Source organism: Cytobacillus sp. FSL K6-0265 (assembly GCF_038003465.1).
Taxonomy (GTDB): Bacteria; Bacillota; Bacilli; order Bacillales; family Cytobacillaceae; genus Cytobacillus; species Cytobacillus stercorigallinarum.
The window spans coordinates 2,214,201-2,234,652 of sequence record NZ_JBBOPE010000001.1; the positions used below are offsets into that span (position 1 = coordinate 2,214,201).

Annotated in this window: 23 protein-coding genes, 1 pseudogene and 1 riboswitch; of the genes and pseudogenes, 9 read left to right on the forward strand and 15 right to left on the reverse strand. The window is 36.2% G+C overall.

Features of this window, described 5'->3' with window-relative positions; translation table 11 throughout:
- Positions 1–333: 333 nt before the first annotated feature.
- A complete protein-coding gene (locus MHH73_RS11280) occupies positions 334–1,458 on the reverse strand; it encodes an NADH:flavin oxidoreductase (protein WP_341066832.1) in 1,125 nt (374 codons plus the stop codon).
- A 154-nt stretch (positions 1,459–1,612) separates the two neighbouring features.
- Positions 1,613–1,948 (reverse strand): hypothetical protein, encoded by a 336-nt coding sequence (locus MHH73_RS11285; RefSeq protein ID WP_341066834.1) that lies wholly within the window; start codon positions 1,946–1,948, stop codon positions 1,613–1,615.
- Positions 1,949–2,498: 550 nt separating this feature from the next.
- A riboswitch (TPP riboswitch) is annotated at positions 2,499–2,602 on the forward strand.
- 84 nt (positions 2,603–2,686) lie between these two features.
- Here MHH73_RS11285 and MHH73_RS11290 point away from each other — a divergent pair.
- Genes MHH73_RS11290 through MHH73_RS11305 form a run of 4 tightly spaced genes read left to right on the forward strand, consistent with a single transcriptional unit; the run spans position 2,687 to position 6,225 of the window.
- The gene (locus tag MHH73_RS11290) at positions 2,687–3,295 is read left to right on the forward strand and encodes a YkoF family thiamine/hydroxymethylpyrimidine-binding protein (RefSeq protein WP_191811503.1); all 609 of its coding nucleotides are present in this window, start codon (positions 2,687–2,689) and stop codon (positions 3,293–3,295) included.
- A complete protein-coding gene (locus tag MHH73_RS11295; RefSeq protein WP_191811501.1) occupies positions 3,292–3,903 on the forward strand; it encodes an ECF transporter S component in 612 nt (203 codons plus the stop codon). The genes MHH73_RS11290 and MHH73_RS11295 overlap by 4 nt, the downstream gene beginning before the upstream one ends.
- Entirely contained in the window at positions 3,878–5,443 is a 1,566-nt protein-coding gene (locus MHH73_RS11300; RefSeq protein ID WP_341066836.1) for an ABC transporter ATP-binding protein, read from the forward strand. The genes MHH73_RS11295 and MHH73_RS11300 overlap by 26 nt, the downstream gene beginning before the upstream one ends.
- Complete coding sequence (locus MHH73_RS11305; RefSeq protein ID WP_341066838.1) at positions 5,440–6,225, forward strand: energy-coupling factor transporter transmembrane component T family protein; 786 nt, start codon at positions 5,440–5,442, stop codon at positions 6,223–6,225. The genes MHH73_RS11300 and MHH73_RS11305 overlap by 4 nt, the downstream gene beginning before the upstream one ends.
- A 134-nt stretch (positions 6,226–6,359) precedes the next feature.
- Here the strand turns inward: MHH73_RS11305 and pdxR are convergent, their stop codons facing one another.
- On the reverse strand, positions 6,360–7,775 hold the full coding sequence (gene pdxR, locus MHH73_RS11310) for a MocR-like pyridoxine biosynthesis transcription factor PdxR (RefSeq protein WP_341066840.1): 1,416 nt from the start codon (positions 7,773–7,775) through the stop codon (positions 6,360–6,362).
- Positions 7,776–7,889: 114 nt separating this feature from the next.
- On the opposite strand from pdxR, the gene pdxS reads away from it, so the two are divergent.
- Positions 7,890–8,777 (forward strand): pyridoxal 5'-phosphate synthase lyase subunit PdxS, encoded by an 888-nt coding sequence (gene pdxS, locus MHH73_RS11315; protein WP_341066843.1) that lies wholly within the window; start codon positions 7,890–7,892, stop codon positions 8,775–8,777.
- Positions 8,778–8,779: 2 nt separating this feature from the next.
- Entirely contained in the window at positions 8,780–9,370 is a 591-nt protein-coding gene (gene pdxT, locus MHH73_RS11320; RefSeq protein ID WP_341069738.1) for a pyridoxal 5'-phosphate synthase glutaminase subunit PdxT, read from the forward strand.
- A gap of 107 nt (positions 9,371–9,477) precedes the next feature.
- Here pdxT and MHH73_RS11325 read toward each other — a convergent pair.
- The 8 genes and pseudogenes from MHH73_RS11325 to MHH73_RS11360 all read right to left on the reverse strand — a co-directional run.
- Positions 9,478–9,582: pseudogene (locus tag MHH73_RS11325) on the reverse strand (BBE domain-containing protein); the annotation flags it as partial.
- A 17-nt stretch (positions 9,583–9,599) separates the two neighbouring features.
- Complete coding sequence (locus MHH73_RS11330) at positions 9,600–10,058, reverse strand: DinB family protein (RefSeq protein WP_341066846.1); 459 nt, start codon at positions 10,056–10,058, stop codon at positions 9,600–9,602.
- A gap of 44 nt (positions 10,059–10,102) precedes the next feature.
- Complete coding sequence (locus tag MHH73_RS11335) at positions 10,103–10,477, reverse strand: VOC family protein (protein WP_341066848.1); 375 nt, start codon at positions 10,475–10,477, stop codon at positions 10,103–10,105.
- The gene (locus tag MHH73_RS11340; protein ID WP_341066849.1) at positions 10,477–11,115 is read right to left on the reverse strand and encodes an NUDIX hydrolase; all 639 of its coding nucleotides are present in this window, start codon (positions 11,113–11,115) and stop codon (positions 10,477–10,479) included. Before MHH73_RS11340 ends, MHH73_RS11335 begins: the two co-directional genes overlap by 1 nt.
- Positions 11,108–11,626 carry an NUDIX domain-containing protein gene (locus MHH73_RS11345; RefSeq protein ID WP_341066852.1) on the reverse strand — a complete coding sequence of 173 codons (519 nt, stop codon included), beginning with the start codon at positions 11,624–11,626 and terminating at the stop codon, positions 11,108–11,110. Before MHH73_RS11345 ends, MHH73_RS11340 begins: the two co-directional genes overlap by 8 nt.
- 7 nt (positions 11,627–11,633) lie before the next feature.
- On the reverse strand, positions 11,634–12,410 hold the full coding sequence (locus tag MHH73_RS11350) for a hypothetical protein (protein WP_341066854.1): 777 nt from the start codon (positions 12,408–12,410) through the stop codon (positions 11,634–11,636).
- Between the two features lie 27 nt (positions 12,411–12,437).
- Positions 12,438–13,325, reverse strand: coding sequence for a hypothetical protein (locus tag MHH73_RS11355; protein ID WP_341066856.1), 888 nt, complete (start codon positions 13,323–13,325; stop codon positions 12,438–12,440).
- 511 nt (positions 13,326–13,836) lie between these two features.
- The gene (locus tag MHH73_RS11360; protein WP_341066858.1) at positions 13,837–14,319 is read right to left on the reverse strand and encodes a GNAT family N-acetyltransferase; all 483 of its coding nucleotides are present in this window, start codon (positions 14,317–14,319) and stop codon (positions 13,837–13,839) included.
- Between the two features lie 328 nt (positions 14,320–14,647).
- On the opposite strand from MHH73_RS11360, the gene MHH73_RS11365 reads away from it, so the two are divergent.
- Together MHH73_RS11365 and MHH73_RS11370 are read left to right on the forward strand one after the other, a co-directional pair.
- On the forward strand, positions 14,648–14,827 hold the full coding sequence (locus MHH73_RS11365; RefSeq protein ID WP_341066860.1) for a hypothetical protein: 180 nt from the start codon (positions 14,648–14,650) through the stop codon (positions 14,825–14,827).
- A 264-nt stretch (positions 14,828–15,091) separates the two neighbouring features.
- A complete protein-coding gene (locus MHH73_RS11370) occupies positions 15,092–15,853 on the forward strand; it encodes a SurA N-terminal domain-containing protein (RefSeq protein WP_191811471.1) in 762 nt (253 codons plus the stop codon).
- Positions 15,854–16,028: 175 nt separating this feature from the next.
- Here the strand turns inward: MHH73_RS11370 and MHH73_RS11375 are convergent, their stop codons facing one another.
- The 4 genes from MHH73_RS11375 to MHH73_RS11390 all read right to left on the reverse strand — a co-directional run bounded on the left by MHH73_RS11375 (position 16,029) and on the right by MHH73_RS11390 (position 19,663).
- On the reverse strand, positions 16,029–16,574 hold the full coding sequence (locus MHH73_RS11375; protein WP_341066863.1) for an NADPH-dependent FMN reductase: 546 nt from the start codon (positions 16,572–16,574) through the stop codon (positions 16,029–16,031).
- Positions 16,575–17,193: 619 nt separating this feature from the next.
- Complete coding sequence (locus MHH73_RS11380) at positions 17,194–17,940, reverse strand: dihydrofolate reductase family protein (RefSeq protein ID WP_341066865.1); 747 nt, start codon at positions 17,938–17,940, stop codon at positions 17,194–17,196.
- 229 nt (positions 17,941–18,169) lie between these two features.
- Complete coding sequence (locus MHH73_RS11385; protein WP_191811464.1) at positions 18,170–18,616, reverse strand: VOC family protein; 447 nt, start codon at positions 18,614–18,616, stop codon at positions 18,170–18,172.
- A gap of 102 nt (positions 18,617–18,718) precedes the next feature.
- A complete protein-coding gene (locus MHH73_RS11390) occupies positions 18,719–19,663 on the reverse strand; it encodes an NADP-dependent oxidoreductase (protein WP_341066868.1) in 945 nt (314 codons plus the stop codon).
- 137 nt (positions 19,664–19,800) lie between these two features.
- On the opposite strand from MHH73_RS11390, the gene MHH73_RS11395 reads away from it, so the two are divergent.
- On the forward strand, positions 19,801–20,139 hold the full coding sequence (locus MHH73_RS11395) for a winged helix-turn-helix transcriptional regulator (RefSeq protein WP_341066870.1): 339 nt from the start codon (positions 19,801–19,803) through the stop codon (positions 20,137–20,139).
- The last annotated feature ends 313 nt before the right edge of the window (positions 20,140–20,452 follow it).

The following is a 20,452-nucleotide window of genomic DNA, read 5'->3' on the forward strand; positions in this document are numbered from 1 at the left end:
TTTCATATTCCCTCATTCTGAAGGTAGAAACATTGTTAATAGCGTAATCATAGAAATCATTATCAGATCAACATATAACAACCACAAACAATAAAAACATTATCTAATGAAAGCTTTCGGGCAAAAAAACACCTTCCCCAAACCTTTTCATTGAATAGAGAGAATGAAATAGAGTAAAGGCATCCGACATTCATACCAATAATCATAAAAATAACTTTTCGATTCGTCTTCCTCATTACAATTCAATCTTGCTACATAAGGCCCCCTCTATAGTGGGAACAAACAACGGGAAAAAACCGATTCTTATCAATCGGTTTTTAAAATAATTTGCCATTAATAGAGGATGCCTTCTGCTTCTTTTGTGTAAATTTTCGCCTGATCAAGTGCCCCATCTTTTAACTTAGTAACCCATTCTGGATCTGCAAGTAGGGCACGACCGATAGCCACGTAATCATATTCACCAGCATTCATTTTTTCATCGACAATTTTAAGATTTTTTTCAATGGTGATTTGTGCATTATCTTCACTACTTAAATAGGCGCGATTAATGCCAATGGATCCAACTGCAATGGTTGGTTTCTGTGTAATTTTCTTTGTCCAAGCAGCTAAGTTATATGTAGGGTGTTCTTCAACAAACTCTGGTTCCCATATGCGTCTTGTTGAACAATGAAAAATATCGACACCCGCTTCAACTAAAGGTGTTAATATGGTGGCAAGTTCCTTACTATTATTCGCTAACTTGGCTTTGTAATCTGTCCCTTTCCACTGAGAATAGCGGAACACAATTGGAAAATCAGGACCGACTCTTTGTCTGCAAGCTTTAACGATCTCTGCTGCAAATGTAGAGCGTGCTTGTAAGTCTCCACCATACTGATCGGTCCGTTTATTCGTCAGTTCCCAGAAAAATTGGTCAATTAAATATCCATGAGCACCGTGTAATTCGATACCATCAAATCCAATCTCTTTGGCAGATTTAGCAGCTTCTGCATATGCATCGACTAGGTCGTGTATTTCTTCATCGGAAAGTACCTTGATTTGATCAATTTTCTTTCCTTTTAACGTGATTCCCGAAGGACTGACAGGCGGTGAATCGATGTTTGGTAAACTTCCAGCTTTTCTTGCTGCACCAACATGCCATAATTGTGGAATAATTTTACCGCCAGCCTCATGTACTTGAGCTACTACATTTGCCCAACCTTTTAGTGCATCCTCACCATAAAAAAGAGGAATTGTTTCACCAACAACCGCTGACGGGTGATTAATCGCTGTGCCTTCAGTAATAATAAGGCCTACACCATTTTCTGCTCTCCTACGATAATATTGTGCTACCTTTTCATCCGGTACACCATTTGGTGAGAATCCTCTAGTCATTGGTGCCATTACTACCCTGCTTTTCAATTGCTCATTTCCAAACGGAACCTTTTCTAATAGACTATGCCCTGCCATTTTTTCTTCCATCTTTATCACTCCTTGCTTTCATTTTACAAAGAATGATAGCAAATACAAGTAAAAAGCATTTAATTAACAGAATATTTTATTCACTTATCGCTTCATAAAAAAAACATTTCAAAAAAGGAATTTGAAATGTTTTCTCTTTATTAAGAATCAGCTCTTACATTTCTTCAGGTTTAAAGCCATAAATAACAGAAACACCTAAATACAAAGAAAAGAAATCTAAAAACCAATTATTATTATTTTCTTTTGTGTGAAGGCAACGAAAGATTTCTTGGAACTGCATGCTTTCACTTGCCTTCACTACAGGCGTTATGCCGAAATACTTAATTACCGTATCTAAATTTAAATGTTTTGCAACCTTCAAAACATCCTCTAATAGTGAGTAATAGATTGCGATTTCCTTTTCCTGAAATAGTTTAATCATTTGTGGATGTAAGTTAGCTAATAATAAACGTCCTTCTTCTTCATTTACAACAGGAACTTGATTTAACATTTCTTTTATATCGATTTTAATCACCTATTTTTTTTTATTATCTTTACGAGTTGAGAGTTCTTAAACCATTCGGTTCTTCCACCAATCAGAACAACTTAAAGTATATATTTTACTATGTATACAATAAGCCCGCCATTCACCTATTATTATATAGTAATAGGCAATCTCTTTACCTATTAGCCATAAATTACTTATATAAGTATAATTTCTTTCATAATAAATATCAATTAGGGGGACGGTAAATAACCACATTTCAAGACGCTCTCCCCTCATTGAAAAATGGTTAATGAACGGGGTGAAAGAATCGCCAGAAGGAATGACAACCATCAATACTAAGAGTAGTAATCGGTTATTTTTCATTCAAAATAGTATGTTAATGTTAGAATTTCGAAATTACTCACCTCTACTATATTGAGATTTTTAATTGCCTTTCATATGAATTGATATATCAATATATATTTTTCTCTATTTCAAGTATGGATTGACAAGTTTTGGTTTACAGGGGATGATTTTTTGCTTATGATTAGATAGATGAACAAACAAAATATTTCGAATGCGCTAGGGGAGCTATGTTTAATGGCTGAGAAGGCAATTGCCTGACCCTTATAACCCGATCTAGATAATACTAGCGTGGGGAAGTGCAGTTGGTCAGTGTATTCTCTTTTTTTGCATAGCCAAACTGCATTCCATCGGGGTGCAGTTTTTTTTGTTCAAAAAATGTTTAAAGGGGATATTTATATGAATCAATTATGTGGAAAAAGTAGAATCGTCGGTTGTCAGTTTACGCTTTCTGTAATGAGTGAAAGGTATGTGGACATTATCTTATTTGCCCTTAAAGAAGTGAACATGTCAAAGGTGTGGTCTCATACTGATGATGTTTCTACTTGTATACGTGGGAAGCAAATTCATGTTTTTGATGTAGTGAGAGCAATATTTTTACACGCGGCTAAAACAGGAGAACACATTGCTATGAGTGGCACTTTTTCGATTGGTTGTCCAGGAGATTCAGCAGCAGACGTATACATGGACGAAACTGACATTGCTTTGAACAAGGATTATACAAAAGAAATAGAGCAGTTAGCAGGTTGCAAATTTGCCCTCTATCCCTTAGGGAGGGAAGATTATATGGAAAAAATTTATGAACAAATTGATTGGTCCAAGGAGTCAGAAGTAAAGGTAAGCCATAGCCATTATGCCACAAGGCTTGATGGAGATGTGAATGATATTTTTAACTTGTTACATAACGTTTTCGATCAGACCAAGCAAGAGGTTTCTCATGTGACAATGACATTCACATTGTCAGCTAACAGCCCAACTGGAACTGCTAAAGAAGTGAAAGTATCATGAGAAAATCTTGGCGTTTGAAAGATATTGTTCTCATGTCAGTCCTCGGGGTAGTATTTGGCTTCATTTATTTAGGTTTTTTTGGGGTCGGTAAAGTTCTTGTTGCCATCCTTACCCCGTTTGGACTTGGACCCATTGGTTATGAATTGATTTATGGCATATGGTTTATTGTATCAATCATAGCTGCTTACATTATCAGAAAGCCAGGCGTTGCTTTTACAGCAGAAACCATTGCTGCTATTACCGAAGTACTTGTCGGTTCAACATCTGGTCCAGCTTTAATTCTTTCAGGAATGGTGCAAGGGTTAGGTGCAGAAATCGCTTTCGCTGTTACAAAATGGAAAAATTACCAACCTCGTATTCTCGTTTTTTCCGGTGTTAGTGCAGCATTTATTAGTTTTCCTTACCATTTCTTTGTATCTGGTTTTCATGCTTATGAATCCTGGCTTATTATGACAATGTTTGTTATACGTCTCTTAAGTGGAGCCATCATTGCTGGTTATTTTGGAAAAATATTAGCGGATCAATTAGCGAAAACAGGTGTGTTAAATGGGTATCCTATTGGGAAGGAGATAATAGCAAGGCATGAAAAATCATCAACCAATTTTTGAACTAGACTCTTTCTCTTTTTCCTTTGATAAACACGATGAACCTTCTTTAAATAATGTTAGCTTTAGCTTATATGCAGAGGAAGTGACTTTATTACTTGGAGCAAGTGGATCTGGCAAAAGTACACTTACATTATGTTTAAATGGCCTATATCCTGAGGCGATTGATGGTTTTACTTCAGGGGATCTTTTATATAAAGGGAGATCGATCTCTTCCTATCCCAAAGGAGTAATCAACCAAGAAATAGGTATTGTCTTTCAAGATCCGGAAAGCCAGTTTTGTATGGTTCGTGTAGAAGATGAATTAGCATTTGTTTTAGAAAACTTGTCTATTCCCAGAAGCCAAATGAAACAAAGAATAGAACATGTGCTAGACATTGTAGGATTATCACAATATAAGAAACATAACATTCACCAGCTTTCAGGAGGACAAAAACAAAAGGTTGCTCTAGCTTCCATCCTTTTAATGGACCCTCAATATTTAATTTTAGATGAACCTACAGCAAATTTAGATCCTATATCTAGCATTGAGTTTATCGAGACAATTATGAGGATTCAAAAAGAACGAAGATTTGGTCTGCTTGTAATTGAACACGAAATCGATGATTGGGAAACGTACGCTCATCGGTTGATTGCGCTTAATAAAAAAGGAGAAATCCTTTTAGATAGTGCGCCAAAGGAAGGTTTTATCAATCATTTACAGGAGTTAAGAAGTAATCGTATAAGAGTACCTAAAAGATATGTAATTAGGGAACTCGCAAGACCACCATCAAGTGAAAAAGAAAGTACAGAAGTAATTGTAAATCTTAAAAACATACAATTTAACTATAAAAATAAGCAAATCCTTAATGAACTTTCTTTCTTGATCAAAAAAGGAAGGTTTTGTGCGATCGTTGGCGAAAATGGTGCTGGTAAATCTACCTTATTACAATTAATAGCCAAATTAAATAAGCCTGTATCAGGTTCAATCGATTTTTTAAACATCCCATTAAGTGATTGGCATGAAAATGAGTTATATAAGAAGATAGGCTATGTATTTCAAAATCCTGAGCATCAGTTTATTAACCAAACTGTATACGATGAAGTGTGTTTTGGTATGAAACTAAGTGGCTATTCTAGAGTAGAAACAGAAAGAATGGCTCATCAGTTATTAACCGATTTTGATCTTTTATCTGATAAGTGGAAAAATCCATTTTCATTAAGTGGTGGACAAAAAAGAAGGTTAAGTGTAGCAACGATGTTACATTCCACACCTGATTTACTCTTATTCGATGAACCCACATTTGGACAAGATGCCTATACAATATCTCAATTTATGCGTATAGTCATGCAACTAAATGAAAAAGGGACAACCATCGTTTTCGTTACCCATGACATGGATTTAGTTGATTCATATTGTAATCATGTCTTGGTCATGCAAGAAGGAAACATCGTTTATAACGGTACACCTAAAGAACTTTGGCGAAGAACTGAGCTTTTAGAAAGAGCCAGATTAAGGATCCCTTACCGTTTACGGTCGATGAATGAAGAGATGACAGTATGATACACTCATTAAATCCAACTATGAAAGCTATTACGATTATCATGCCTGCTATTCTGTTGAGCTTTTCCTTTGATATTATTACACCAGCGATTATGTTTATTTATATCCTGATACTTACATTTTTCTTCAGTAAACTGAACATAAAGAAATGGTTGTTTTACTTTATACCTATGTCCTTTTTTGCGCTCGGACTTGCTTGGATGACAATGCTTTATACGGATGATAGATATGCAACTGGTCCTATTATCTTTTCCTTCCTTTCTTTTGATATCAGGATGGGTAGCATTATAGTTAGTATAAGTTTAGCGCTAAGGTCATTGTGTTTTATAGGGTTATCTTTACTCTTTGCTTTTACAACTGATCCGACAAAGTTTATGTTAAGTTTAATGCAACAAGCTCGCCTTTCACCTAAGTTGACTTACGGTATTTTGGCTGGCTATCGCTTTGTTCCAACCTTCAGGCACGAATTAGATATGTTAAAGAAAGCTCATCGTATTCGCGGCTTTGGTCATGCAAAAGGATGGAGAAATCTTGTAGAACAAATGAAACAATATTTTATTCCCCTATTAGCTGGTGCGATTCGGAAGGCTGAAAGAGTCGCAATTGCAATGGAATCAAAAGGTTTTACAGGATCAAAAGAACGAACCTATTATACAGTAATGAAAATAAAGTTTACAGACTACCTATTTTTATCGATCATGCTCATCATATTAATAATCGCCTATTACGTCTCCTATCGATTGGGTACACTTAACATATTCGGTCATCGGATTACGCCCTAACTTTTCCTTGCTAGAAATCTTTCTAAGTAAGGTTAACAACGAACAAGTTCAGTTTGATGATTGAGAATTTGTTCGTTGTTAATTACCTGAATGTACTTGATAGTATTTATTTCTTGAATAACACAAAAATATATCTAATCAATATCATCCATCCCCCATGCTTTGAACAAAGCTTTCAAGCTATGTTCCAATTCCTCTTCGCGAATGCCTGCAAAGCCTAATATGATTTGTGGTTCTTTATCGTCTCTTCGAATAATGGAGTAATTAGATAATGGATAAATTTTCAAATTCTCTCGCTTTGCGCGGGTGACGAGTTCGTTTTCATTCATACCGTTCTTGACTATCAATACGACATGCAATCCAGAACTCTCTCCTATCACTTCTAATTGTGGAAAGTACTTGAGTACGTTTAGAACTATTTCGACCTTTCTTCTATAAACCTTTTTCATTCGGTTTAAATGCTTTTCAAACTCTCCGTCTTTCATAAATCCACTTAAGGCATTTTGGTCTATTCTCGAAACTGTGCAATGATAAAAAGAGAATTTTTCTTTATAAGATTTAACAAGGGTGTTCGGCAAAACCATATAACTAATTCGCAATGATGGAATAAAAGATTTAGAAAAGGAGCCTAAATAAATCACTTTCTCTCCTCTGTCCATACTTTGCAGAGACGGTATCGTTTTTCCGTTATAGCGAAACTCACTGTCATAATCATCTTCAATAATATAGCGATCATTCTTCTCTATTGCCCAATTCAACAATTGTTGTCTTCGTTGAATCGGGAGAACAGTTCCATAAGGAAAATGGTGTGAAGGTGTTGTATATAGGATATCTATAGGTGATTTTTTTATGGCGTGAATGTCGACTCCTTGTCTATCCACTAACAATGGATACACTTCATATCCGTAATTATGTAATATCTTCATCATTAAATGGTAGCCTGGGTCTTCCACCCCATAGACCGTATCTTTATTAAATAGAAAAATGAGCTGTTGTAACAGAACTTCTACACCTGCGCCAATAACTATTTGTTCAGGCTTACAAGTTACCCCACGGGAATGATATAAATATTGCGCAATTTCTTTCCTTAATTCAAGTTCCCCCTGATTATCACCAAGCAGCAATGAGGACTGATGGACGGGTTCAATATGTTGTTTCACATATTTTCGCCATTTATCATACGGAAAGTGAGTTGTATCAATTTGACTCGGGTGAAAATCATAGAGGACCGTTTGTTCTTTATGATAAACGCCAACTGCTGAACTTTCATTCTTCATTTTACTTTCAATATATTCTAAGTCTGTTAGAGGCAATATAAAGTAGCCTCTGCGCGCTTGGACCTCAATATAACCTTCCGCTTCCAGCTGTTCATACGCTGTTTGAATGGTGTTTTGACTTATTTTTAGTAAGGAGGCTAATTTCCGTTTAGATGGAAGCTTATCGCCTTCTAGTAATCTTCCCTCTGTTATTTCGCCTTTAATATAGTCATATAATTGTTCGTATAACGGTACTTCACTGTCTCTTAACAACTCACAAGCTAAGTAATCCATCTAAATCGCCCCTCTAACTGATACCATAAAATTATCAAAAACTGATACTTACAATCATATCAGTTCCTTTTTATACTAATAAACAAATCTGAAAAATGCAATGGAGGAATGAAAATGAGTCAATTAGTAGGTACAGAAACAGTAAAACGCGGGATGGCACAAATGCAAAAAGGCGGGGTCATTATGGATGTCGTTAATGCTGAACAAGCAAAGGTCGCTGAAGCAGCAGGCGCAGTTGCTGTGATGGCATTAGAACGCGTGCCGTCAGATATTCGTGCTGCTGGAGGAGTTGCCCGTATGGCGGACCCAAGAATTGTAGAAGAAGTGATGCAGGCAGTGTCTATTCCTGTCATGGCCAAAGCTAGAATTGGACATATCGTTGAGGCACGAGTGTTAGAAGCAATGGGTGTTGATTACATAGATGAGAGTGAAGTATTAACCCCTGCAGATGAAGAATACCATATTTTAAAAAGTGAGTTTACAGTTCCATTTGTGTGTGGATGTCGTGATTTAGGTGAAGCAGCCAGAAGAATTGGTGAAGGTGCATCCATGTTAAGAACGAAAGGTGAACCGGGTACAGGTAATATTGTTGAAGCGGTAAGGCATATGAGAAAAGTTCAAGCACAAATTCGGAAAATCACTTTGATGAATGATGATGAACTCATGACAGAAGCGAAACTCTTAGGTGCACCATATGAAATCCTTCGTGAAATTAAGAAAAATGGCAAATTACCAGTTGTAAACTTTGCTGCAGGTGGGATTGCAACACCAGCAGACGCTGCTCTTATGATGGAACTTGGTTCTGATGGTATCTTTGTAGGATCCGGTATTTTTAAATCTGAAAATCCAGAAAAGTTTGCTCATAGCATTGTGCAAGCAACGACGCATTATAAGGACTACGATTTAATCGGGAAGCTTTCGCAGGAACTCGGTGCTGCAATGAAAGGATTAGATATTTCTAAATTATCCTTAGAGGAAAGAATGCAGGAGCGTGGTTGGTAATGTTGAAAATTGGCGTACTCGCCTTGCAAGGAGCCGTTTCTGAGCACATCAAACAAATTGAGTCAGCCGGGCTAGTCGCAGTAGCTGTAAAAAAAGCAAGTGAACTACACACCCTTGACGGTTTGATTATTCCTGGTGGAGAAAGTACGGCGATAAGAAAACTGATTGATTATTATGAGTTCAAATCACCAATTCAACAGTTTTCAGCAGAAAAGAAACCGATTTTTGGCACTTGTGCGGGATTAGTATTACTAGCTAATGAATTATCCGATGGTAGTGAAGCACATTTACGGTTAATGAATATAACGGTAAAGCGAAATGCCTTCGGTCGACAAAAGGATAGTTTTGAAACAAAGTTAAAAGTAAAAGGATTTACAGACAATGTACCGGCAGTATTTATTCGTGCACCAATTATTACAGAAGTACAAGAAAATGTGGAAGTATTAGCTACACATGATAACCAAATTGTAGCTGCCAAACAAGGGCATTTACTCGTTACCTCTTTCCACCCTGAGTTGACAGAAAATAATCGTTGGATGAATTTATTTATCGAGATGGTAAAGCAAGCACATCAAAAGACTACCATTCATTAATCAAAAAAAGAGCCGTGCTACAGATAATCTAAAAAGAAATGCCCGGAAAAGAGCTGTATTCTAAAAGGAATTTTTCCGGGTAGTATTGGTGATTTTAGTCATCCCTATTAATCATAGGGCGGTATACTCTGTGGAAAATGAAACAAGTTTTCTGGATTGTATTTCGTTTTTACTTCTCGTATCTTTTCAAAATTATTACCGTAATATGCTTCAATAAGAACTAAATTTATCAATCGTTATTTTTAATTAAAATTTGATTGTGAATATGGTGTTCCATATGCGAAAGATAATCTTGAATAAGCCACTCGAGTGTCTTATGTTGATTATTTCCTATGTCACAAAGTTTAGATAGGCTTTCGCTAGGAACATTTTTAACAATAATGACAATTTGCTTATTTAATGACTGAAAAAGGTTTATTATTTCACCCAGCGGTCTATCTTGATAATTCTGAACCTTTACCCATTGATCTTGATTATATGATTGAATAACATACACTTGTTCTTCATACTGAATTTTTATAAACCTTTCAATATTATTTATCGCAGAGTCACATAAATGTCCTAAAATTTCTTTTTTAGACCATTTATTTGGTAATGGTCGATTAGAAATTTCTAATTCTGACATAGAATTGTACGCATCTGGTAATGTTTTTATCCAATGATTTATCCCCTCAACAACCTTTTGCATATTGCTCTTCCCCCTAAAATTTTTTTATTCAACTGTACTGGAGTCTATCCTTTTGAAGTTATCCGTATATAATATCCATCTGGGTCAATGACTCTAAAATCAGTTGCCCCCCAACTTTGGTGTTTAATAGGTGATTCTATGACTTCTGGTGTGACATTTGTGATTTGTTTGTAGTGATAATTGACATCCTCCACACTTAAAATCAACTCTACGCCCACGCCCTTATTTGCCAAATTCCTTCTTCTAAAGTAATGGTCCTCGTCTAGGATGGAGTCTGCTGTGAGTAAGAGGAAAGTATCCTCATTCTTAAACAAGGCACTACTCTCACTCTGTTTCACAAGACTGCAAGCTACTATTTCTTTGTAAAAACGAACCGATTGGTGCAAATCTTCTACAAAGAGTTCAATTTTGAAAGCCATCACATGCCTCCTTTATTCACTACGAATGGTGCAATCATTTTAATGACATCTTGATAAAATGATGGTGGGTGTGGTACAAATTGCTCTTTGGTCACAGTAGCTTTCAACTGACCTTTTTGTAATGGCTTTATGATAGTTCTTTCTATAATAGGAATGCTATCTAGTTCTTCTGCCCATAACTGACAAAAGTCACCCCATTTTACTTTTACCAAACCAGCTACTTCTTCCTCTTGAAGAGAAAATTGTTCTAAGTGGAATACTCCGCTATGTAAAAAAACATGTGCATGCTCTCTATCTTTCATCTTTTCCGTTTCTATGGCATAGTGAAGCATACCAACTGAGGTAAGTTGTTTTATAGAGACATTGATGCCTAGCTCTTCCTCTACTTCCCTAACACCATCTTCAATTGTCTCATCCGCTAATAAATGCCCGGCAGCAGTAATATCTAGCAAGTTCGGATAATCTTTCTTTTGCGCACTTCTGATTTGTAAAATGAGATAGTCTGTTTCTCCTTCTTGACTTAGTAGCCAACAATGAAAGACCTCATGCCAATACCCTTTGTGATGCGCTTCGTCTCTTGTTGCTATACCAATTTCCTGGTATTGTTCATCAAAGATTTTCAAGTATTCTTTAGTCATGAATACAGTCCTTTCCTTTCAACCAATCTTCTAGTACACTCCAAGTCATAGTGGCTTTGCCGTTGTCTGATTTCATTGTGCCGGTATAGATCTTTTCATTTTCCGGATGTTCATTATAATGACTAGCAATAGCCCGCGACGTTTCAGATACGTTTTCTTTTTCGATATCCTTCATCCTGATCCAGCACAATTCTCCTTCATTACTTGAAATGAATGCTACATCCTCCTTTAATTTTGCAAAGAAAACATATTGAACCCTTACCTCATTTTCATCTGCTTTTAATCTATGAACAATATACTTTAACTGTAATTTATCTAAAATAAGACCAGTCTCTTCCTTCACTTCTCTTATAATTGTTCGTTCTGGGTCATTTATCTCTTCTGGCTCCATATGACCACCGATTGGTACGAGTTTCCCCGGAAGAAATGCGTGAGAGGAAGGTTTTTGTAATAATAAAACTTCATCATTTTGATTGATTAAAAACGCAACGGCCATTTGTCTTAATCTCACTCAGGAATCACTCCACTTCCCAATTAACTTTTATTCTCTCCTTTACATCTGAACCCGTTACTATAACACGATAATCACCTATTGTATCCGCTTTAAAAGAGAGTAAACTATTGTGAATGTCTTGATCATTTGCTTCAATAACTTGAAAAAACACATCTTGACCTTTTCCGTCTAAAATATAATAACCATAGCCGCCCTCATTTTCAGGTGAAAAGTGTATGGTCATGTTGACTTTTTCACCACAAGCAAGTGTAATAGGAATCGAATGCATGCCGTTAAAATGAGCAAATTGTGCAGAAAATGAGTTTTCTGACGTTTGTTCATGCCAGTCTTTCTTCTCTGTATAATCGATGGTGGATAATGCAAATAACACGGGCAGAAGAAGAACAATTGCCCATAACTTTTTATGGTAATGTTTCACAACCCTGTAGCATATGAAAAAGATTCCAGCCACAATGGCAGCTGCCATTCCAGCGAGAACCGTAAAAACGGTAAAACCCGTTAGAGGAAAGAAAGCGCCAAAACCAGCAACTGTATAAAAAATAGTCTGAGCTTCCAAGGATATAGAAAACTTAGCTGAAAACTCATCAATGATCACAGCAACAAGTAGAGCATAAATGATGCAATAAAGATAAACCCATGACTGATATGACTGCTTCCATTCATATAAATCAAACCCAACACTAGTTAGAAGGAAGACATGAAGTAGCATAAGTAAGCAAGTAAGTGTAGTTAATAGATTCATTATATATGATAGAATGGATTGGATTTTATCCTTGTCCATATGGTCAACTCCTAAAAAGCCAAATAATTATTGGAAAATCTGCAATTTCCGCTGATTATTAATGGCAATAATGCCTATCCATTGTTGTTTGGCTACAGCAAAGTTTAGCTCATCTTCTCCCCAATCCCAATTAGGGTTCCATATGCCTTCCGTTGTGACTGTTTTATGTAAGTAAACAATATTTTCTTCAACAAGAGCGCGATATTGATGATATAAAAGGTCCTCTTTATTATGAATTAAATCTAGTGGCAGTGCACCATAACTTTTCCCCCATGTATCTGGTATTTTGTTTATCGCTTTCTCTGCTAGTTGATGGATTTTAGCGAGCACCTTTTTTGCTTCACCCATTTTGTCCTGTAATAAGAGGGCGGCCTTCTGAAAATTATTAATCTCATGAAACCCCATGTCTTCCACTTGTTGCAGATAGGTAAAGGCTTTTTCGATTACATGCCACCCCAACTTATTTGCTTCACTCTCCTCGCTAGACCAATGTATCAGATAGGCGGCTAATTCAACTGATGGATTATACATCCACATAGACTGAACATCTTTTGTATAGTGCCAATGAGGGGCATGAGGGTAAAGGTTATGTTCGGGTGTTACTGTGAGCCAAAATTCCGCCTCTTTATTATAAGAGAGTACTAAATAGTTTATGAGATTCCTTACTATCTTTTCATCCTTAGTGGCATGTACTTCTAGCAATTGTTGGCACGCTGACCATGTCGCGATAGCCGAAGAAGCTGGCAGCCAGAAATCCGGTTCCAATCCATTACCGAAGCCTCCATCTTCATTTTGATAGGACGCTAAATACTGAATGACCCTTTCTCGCGACCCTCCCTCAAATAGGTATTCCCATCGCGCCAATTCAAGTGGGCGAGCATTACGCTGCATCCAGGTCTTCGTTTTGTTATTCATTCTGTTTCCTCCTTAATCATAGTGTCTTGAATGTATATACGATTTGCGTGTGGTTCATCCATTTTTTCACCTGATTTTTTTGCTCATCAAAGATAAAACGAAAACTAAACAATAGACTTTGAGATATTTCTAAGGTCAATCGTTCAATCTGTCTTATCTAATTTCTAATACCTTTCAATGGCGATATCTGAAATTCACCCTTTTCGTTGAACAGACTCATCTTCCCCTTTAATGGTAGTTCTTTGGCCACGTTCATAAGAAAAAAGACTCTCTTCAGTCCACTTAAGATTGTTTATATCCTAGAGAGAAAGATTTTTCTTTCACATCCCCTACTTCTGGATGACTGTCAGGAATATCCCAGCCCCGATTTTGTACATGTACAAGTAATAACTGCTGTTTCTAAAACAAAACCCATAAGTACTTGTGATGTATTATATATTAGGAAGTGTTTGACTCTTTTTCCATGATAATTGTATTTCTCCATCCCAATTGACTGTTACCGTCGTCATCTTTAACCCGTTATCTTGACTAGTTGGATTTGTTTTTTCATGTGAACAACAGGGATTTCAACGCCATTTGCTTTCCGGACTATTACTTGATCAAAGATCTCATAACCAACTGATTGATATAATAAGATATTTTTAGGGACAGTCATTCGAACTTTGCAAACAAGCTGGGTAACTACATGATTACCTGCATAGGATTCTAATTCCTTTAACAATAGCTTTGCAATCCCTTTTCGTTGATAGGTTGGCAGTACAGAGAGGCGATAAAAATAGAGCTCCTTATTTGTGAGTTTAAACCGGACCATCGCCACTGGAATATCTTGATCATAGCAAATTAAACTTTGTTCACCATTCTCTAGTGCACTCCTTACTTCTTCCGTTGTTTCTATTAAAGCACTAGATGGGGGATTATTATATTCACTAAATGCAACTTGCATAATTTCGGTAATGATGGCAGCATCATCGCTCGTTGCGGGTTTTATTAACATAATCTGGCTCCTTTATACTCTTTTGCTTAATGTCATGATAGAAGGAATCTTTCCGTACAATATGAAAAGAATTTATATTCTAATGGAATGATCACTCTTCTAATATTAATCATTGTGATTGATTATTTTTTACTTGGCTTTGGATAGAAAAGAGATGTGATTGGTAGAAAAGTACAAGTCGCGTCAGCAAAATATCATGAATGATGAAAGAATCACTAATAATGGATATCATTTTGCGCCTCATTTTTCTGCTTAATCTTCATAGATAGTAGAAACCTTCCATATAATTGTAGGAGAATACATTTTAACTTTAGGAGGTCTATTACCAATGAATTTGTTAGGTATGATTACTTTTATATTTTTAATTATTGCTGTTGATTATTTTTACTTTGATAGGGATAGAAAAAGATGGGGTTGGTTGAAAGGTGCAAGTCGCGCAAAGAAAGCCATTTGCATATCCTCTATCCTTCTCCTTTCTATCATAACTTATCTAGGTTTAAGTATGTGATATTACCTCTGAAAATTCTTATAATTCTTGTTACTTTTGTAATAAAAGAACAGGCAATTTCTCCTCTTTAGTATAAAAAGAATGGCTAATCTCCCGTTTTGCTGGTATCATATGTAAATAGTAAAAATTTTTATTGATTTTTCAATTTGATTACATCTCATAATTGGAGGGTCTATTGGTTTCTTTTTAGCCAAACATACTATATAATGCGCACTAGATGATTTTAATCAAAAAATCATTCTGCTTGCAGGAAGGAGATTGATTATGAAGAAATGGACAGTTTTATTAATGACAAGTTTGATGGTGCTATTCTTAGCTGCTTGTGGAGGAGACGAAGAAGCAAAAGATGCTGAGAAGAAGGACGAAGGACAAAACACTGAACTATCTGCTGAAGATAAGAAAAAACAAGAAGAAATGCAGAAGAAATTAGACGAACAAATGGTTGAGGATGATTCAACTGTTGCTGTAGTTAATGATGAAAAAATCTTAGGTGTTGATTATAATTTGACACTTACTACACTACAAGGGCAAATGCAACAAATGGGTCAAGACCCAACGACTAAAGAAACATCTGAACAAATGAAGACTCAAGTAATTGATAGCCTTGTAGGACAAACACTTATCCTTCAAGAAGCCGATAAAAAAGGGATTAAAGCTTCTGAAGAAGATATCAATGAACAGTTTGAGCAGACAAAAGGTCAATTTGAAGATGAAAAAGCCTTTGCTGCTGCCCTAGAGCAATCTCAATTAGATGAAAAAGAACTAAAAGCACAAATCGCTAATAGCATTCAATTCAACCAATACGTTGAAAAAGAAGTACCTACTGGCGAAGTATCAGAAGATGAAATCAAAAAAGCTTATGAAGAAGTAAAAACACAAAGTGAAGGTGCCGATCAAGAAGTGCCTAAACTTGAAGATGTAAAAGAACAAATTAAAGCATCTATCCAACAACAAAAACAACAAGAAGTACTTGCTCAACATGTTGATGAATTGAAAGAAAAAGGGAAAGTTGATATTAAAATTTAAAACTAAACGCTATCCACTTTGAACTGTACCCTATCTGTTAGACATGATCTAACAGTGGAGGTGCAGTTTTATTTTGTTTTAAAAAACGCCTAGGACTTCCTAGACGTCTGTAATCTATTTATTTCGCTACAAGAATCTTACTATCAATATTCCTTAATCCTTGTCTTGGCATCATCTATTTTTCACGTACTGTTTTCAGTGCTGCACTCCAAGAAACGACTTCATCCATCATTTTTTCTACGACTGGTACATGTAAGTCTGCTGGATTGAATGTTGTACGTTCTTCCCAATCTGTGAAAATTGAAAGACCTGGATGTGTACGAACATCCGCAATTGCAAGCTCCCCTAAAATACCTCGTAAGTGTTCTGCTGCACGCGCTCCACCAAGTGCGCCGTAAGATACAATACCTGCCGCTTTGTTATTCCAAGGTTCACGGCCGAAATCTAACGCATTTTTTAATGCACCTGTAATCGAGTGATTATATTCTTGTGCAATGAAAATGAATCCATCGCATTTCGCTATCGCTTCATTCCAACGAAGCACACGCTCATCTTCCATTAATGTCACGCAAAAGAATGGTAAATCAAATTCTGCGATATCTATGATTTCAAACGTTGCATCTTCACGTTTATCGGCAATTTGCTTAACCCATTCGCCTACTGCTGGACTATAACGACCTACTCGTGTGCTACCTAAAATAATTCCGATATTTACTGACATAATAAATCCTCCTAATTTCTAGTCAACTTTTGTTTACGTCATGCTACCCATATTATAATAATGTGATAACGGACCAAGCTTATTTGCTGACTGGTACCTTTAAATATTCGCTCATCCTTATCAGACTATAAAAACTTTTTTAAATATTTCAATTCTTAAATATCCGCATGAGCATCCTTACCATAACTGTACACGCCATAGTCTACTCTCGTCATATAGGTTTTTCATTTCATCTTGCCCTTTGCATCAATAGCAATTAGATATAATGTTACATTGGCATTTGCGATAAAATCGTCGCGGTTTATTGTCAGCGGTTTTATAGTTAATGACTTCGTCTCCTCCTAGTTGTTTTAAAAACTAAGTATTACGTTCTGACCCTGTTGTATATACATATACTTCTGCTTGTAGAAACGTTGATTAGGAAGGACAGGCTCTTTTGCCTCGATTGAGCATGTCTATATTACCAGGGATTAAGTAGCTTTTTACAATCCTTTCCTTCCTTTTTTCCTTATCGGCTTTCAATTTAAATCAAACAAACTGTACAAAAGGATGGGCTATTTAAGCTTCTTTTTTGTCTGAACTCTTGTCCCTACATAAAGAATGTTGGAGTTGCCTACTTTCAATCTTTGGATGAATAGGATACACCTTTTTTCTTGTAATTCAGCCAAATAATATCCTGTTCCACTTGTTCCATCTTTTCAAAGGAAAACTCCATAGGAGGGATATTCCCGGTAAGGGAAGGGCTTTTTTCAAACAGAGATGATTTCTCCACTGAGTCGTCCACAATAGGAGCGACAATGAGACTCAACTCATCTATCAGGCCTTCATAAGCAAAGGAGCCGTTCACCATCGGTCCGCCCTCCACAATCATTTTTTTGATACCAAAGTGTTTGTACAGCTTTTCGGCTGCGACAGTAAAGTTGAGCCCTTCTGCTCCTGCAAAAATATACGATACGCCAATACTCTGCAAGTAGGCGAGATAAGCGTTATCTACATTTTCGGAAAGCACGGCCACCACATGGGCATTACCACTCACGCCATAGTCTGCACTCGTCATATTGGTTTTCCATTTCAGCTTGCCCTTTGCATCAATAGCAATTAGATATAATCCTGCATTGGCATTTGCGATAAAATCGTTGCGGTTTATTTCCTTGCCATAAAAAGGTGCTAAATCAATCGGGTCGTTGGAAGCAAAACTGCCATCCAAACTAACGCGACCGGCGGCAAATGCATCCGGCTTGTATTCTGTAAACTTGCTGTTAAAGACTTTTGATACAGGATATACATCCTCAAGGCTTAAAAAATCGTACTTGGTCCTTCCGTCGATGGTAGCGAGTATCTGGCATACAATATGGGGTCTAGTCATAATGGTTTCCTCCTGATTATTTGATGTGTTCTTTCAAGTGATTCTTGAATGTGGTAATATTCACTTCGCGCTTACTTTATTTCTTAAATCATTAACAGCGACTGTAAACCATTTTGTGAACTTTGAATGATTCCACATAAATGTACAATTCGTTTAATACTTTGGGATCCAACATGAGCTTGATAAAAATTCTTTTGGATGAATCTCACTTAAAAAAATAAGACTAATACTATTTTGATTGCTCTGTACCTACAATTTGAATTTCAAGGCCCCATGGGCTAGTAATATAGAAGAATCCTATTGGACTAAATACTCTAACTGATACACCAGGAGTATTTTCAAAATAAGTGTAAGCTTTTTTGAGGTCCGTTACTGAAATGGCTAAATGTGCTGTGCCGATATCTGCAGGCTTTGGTCCACTATTTTGTTCAGGGTCAGTCCATTGAACAAGCTCTATTTTCTTCCCACCATATTGGAGGAATGCTGCACCTTCAACAAATGCTTTTTCATGAACACCAAAGCTTTGTTTTAATCGGTCGTCCTCAAACTTCATAGGTTGAGCCTGAAATAATACTTCGAAATTTAAAACTTCTGTAAAAAATGTAACTGCTTCCCTAAGGTTAGGTACTACGATCCCAGTGTGATCAATCGTTCCTTGGAAAAGTTCATTTTTCAATTCCACCGCCCCATTTCCTTATAACATTCTGCTACCTATATAGAAGTAGAATAGTCAAATCACAGGTTAGATATTAATTTTCTTCGTCAGGTAAATTTATTTTTATTTATTAAAAGAAATAATTCTCTTTCCATTATTTGGGCCATTTTCGAAATCTTTGTGTGAAGTTTTGATACCATCTAATGTAAAAGGATATATTTTATTAACACGAACGATTAGCTTCTTTTCAGTATATAAGTTAATAATTGAATGTAATGTTTCTGTTCTGATGTCACTGCTTATATATTGAGCTTCGACGCCATATTCAACAGCTTTCTTTTGGTCAGGTACTTGAGCAGTAGAAAACATCTTACCAGAAGATTTCATTACTCTATAGCTTTTATCCTGAGTTATCCCGCCGACTGTGTCTATTACCAGATCAATATCATGAATGACTTCTTCGAAATTTACTGTTGTATAATCAATTATTTCATCGGCACCAAGTTCTTTTAGGAATTCCTTGTTACTTTCGGTTGCTGTCGTAATCACATAGGCACCTGCATTTTTTGCATGTTGTATAGCCATACTACCCACACCCCCTGCTCCACCATGTATCAAGACTCTTTGATTAGGCTTAACTTGACCATGACCGATAACAGACCTCCACGCTGTGCTAGAAACTACCCCTAAGCCCCCAAGAGGTATCAAATCGAGATCATTTGGTACTTTAGCAACATAGCTAGCTTCATCTACAGCAATATATTCTGAATATGTCCCCGTAAAAGTGATACCTATAACGTGATCTCCAACTTGAAATTCTGTGACATTTTCACCAATTTGCGTAACGATTCCAGAAAAGTCCTGACCTAGCAAATGGGGAAATTTAGGTTGCAATTCTGCGGGCACTGACGCTGGTAGCCCCTGTTTTCGAATCACTGTATCAATATTATTTATACTTGCTGCCACCATTTTTATTAATATTTGGCTTGCAGTAATAGATGGTATGTTTTCATTCGCCTCAAATAGAACATCTTCAGAACCGTACTCACGCATAAGAATTTTTTTCATAGTATAAACATTCCTCTCTATTCATTTTATAAGATTAATGTTTTTTGCTTATTCATAGTATAATTAGTATAATAATAAAATAAAAGTACGATAAAAAAATATATATACTATCAAAAAGTATACTATGAGGTGATTACATGAAAGTTAAGAATGATGAAATAGACATAACACAATGTTCAATAGCACCTGTTCAAAAAATAATAAGTGGAAAGTGGAATATGGTAATACTGTATTTTTTGAACCAAGGCGGAGTACTGCGTTTTGGAGAATTACAAAAAAAACTACCTAATGTTACTCAAGCAGCACTAACAAAACAATTAAGGGCATTAGAAGAGTATAAATTAGTTCACCGAGAAGTTTATAAACAGGTTCCACCCAAAGTTGAATATTCATTAACAGAGATTGGAGTTAACTTCTTACCAGTTCTTACAGCACTAGAGGAGTGGGCAACGGATTATCAAAAATTAGAAAAATAATACATTATTATAACTAGTGGAAAATTAAATAAAACAAGAGCAGCACAACATGTAGAGTTGAGTATGCTCTTGTTTTTGGTTTATATTTCCTTGAAATTGTACAGCGTATTTTTCTAACGGAGCTCCATTAACTTTGTCAAACATAAACAATAGGGGCATTGGTAAAAAAGTTAAATTAAAAAGTCGAATCCTTAAGTATGAAGTGACTTTTTTAGTATGAAAGTTACTTAGCGTATGTTTTCCGCGTTTTTTGTTGGTAGAACCCCTATAGAAAAATAGTAAGTTTACAAACCATAACCCTCTATTCAATTAA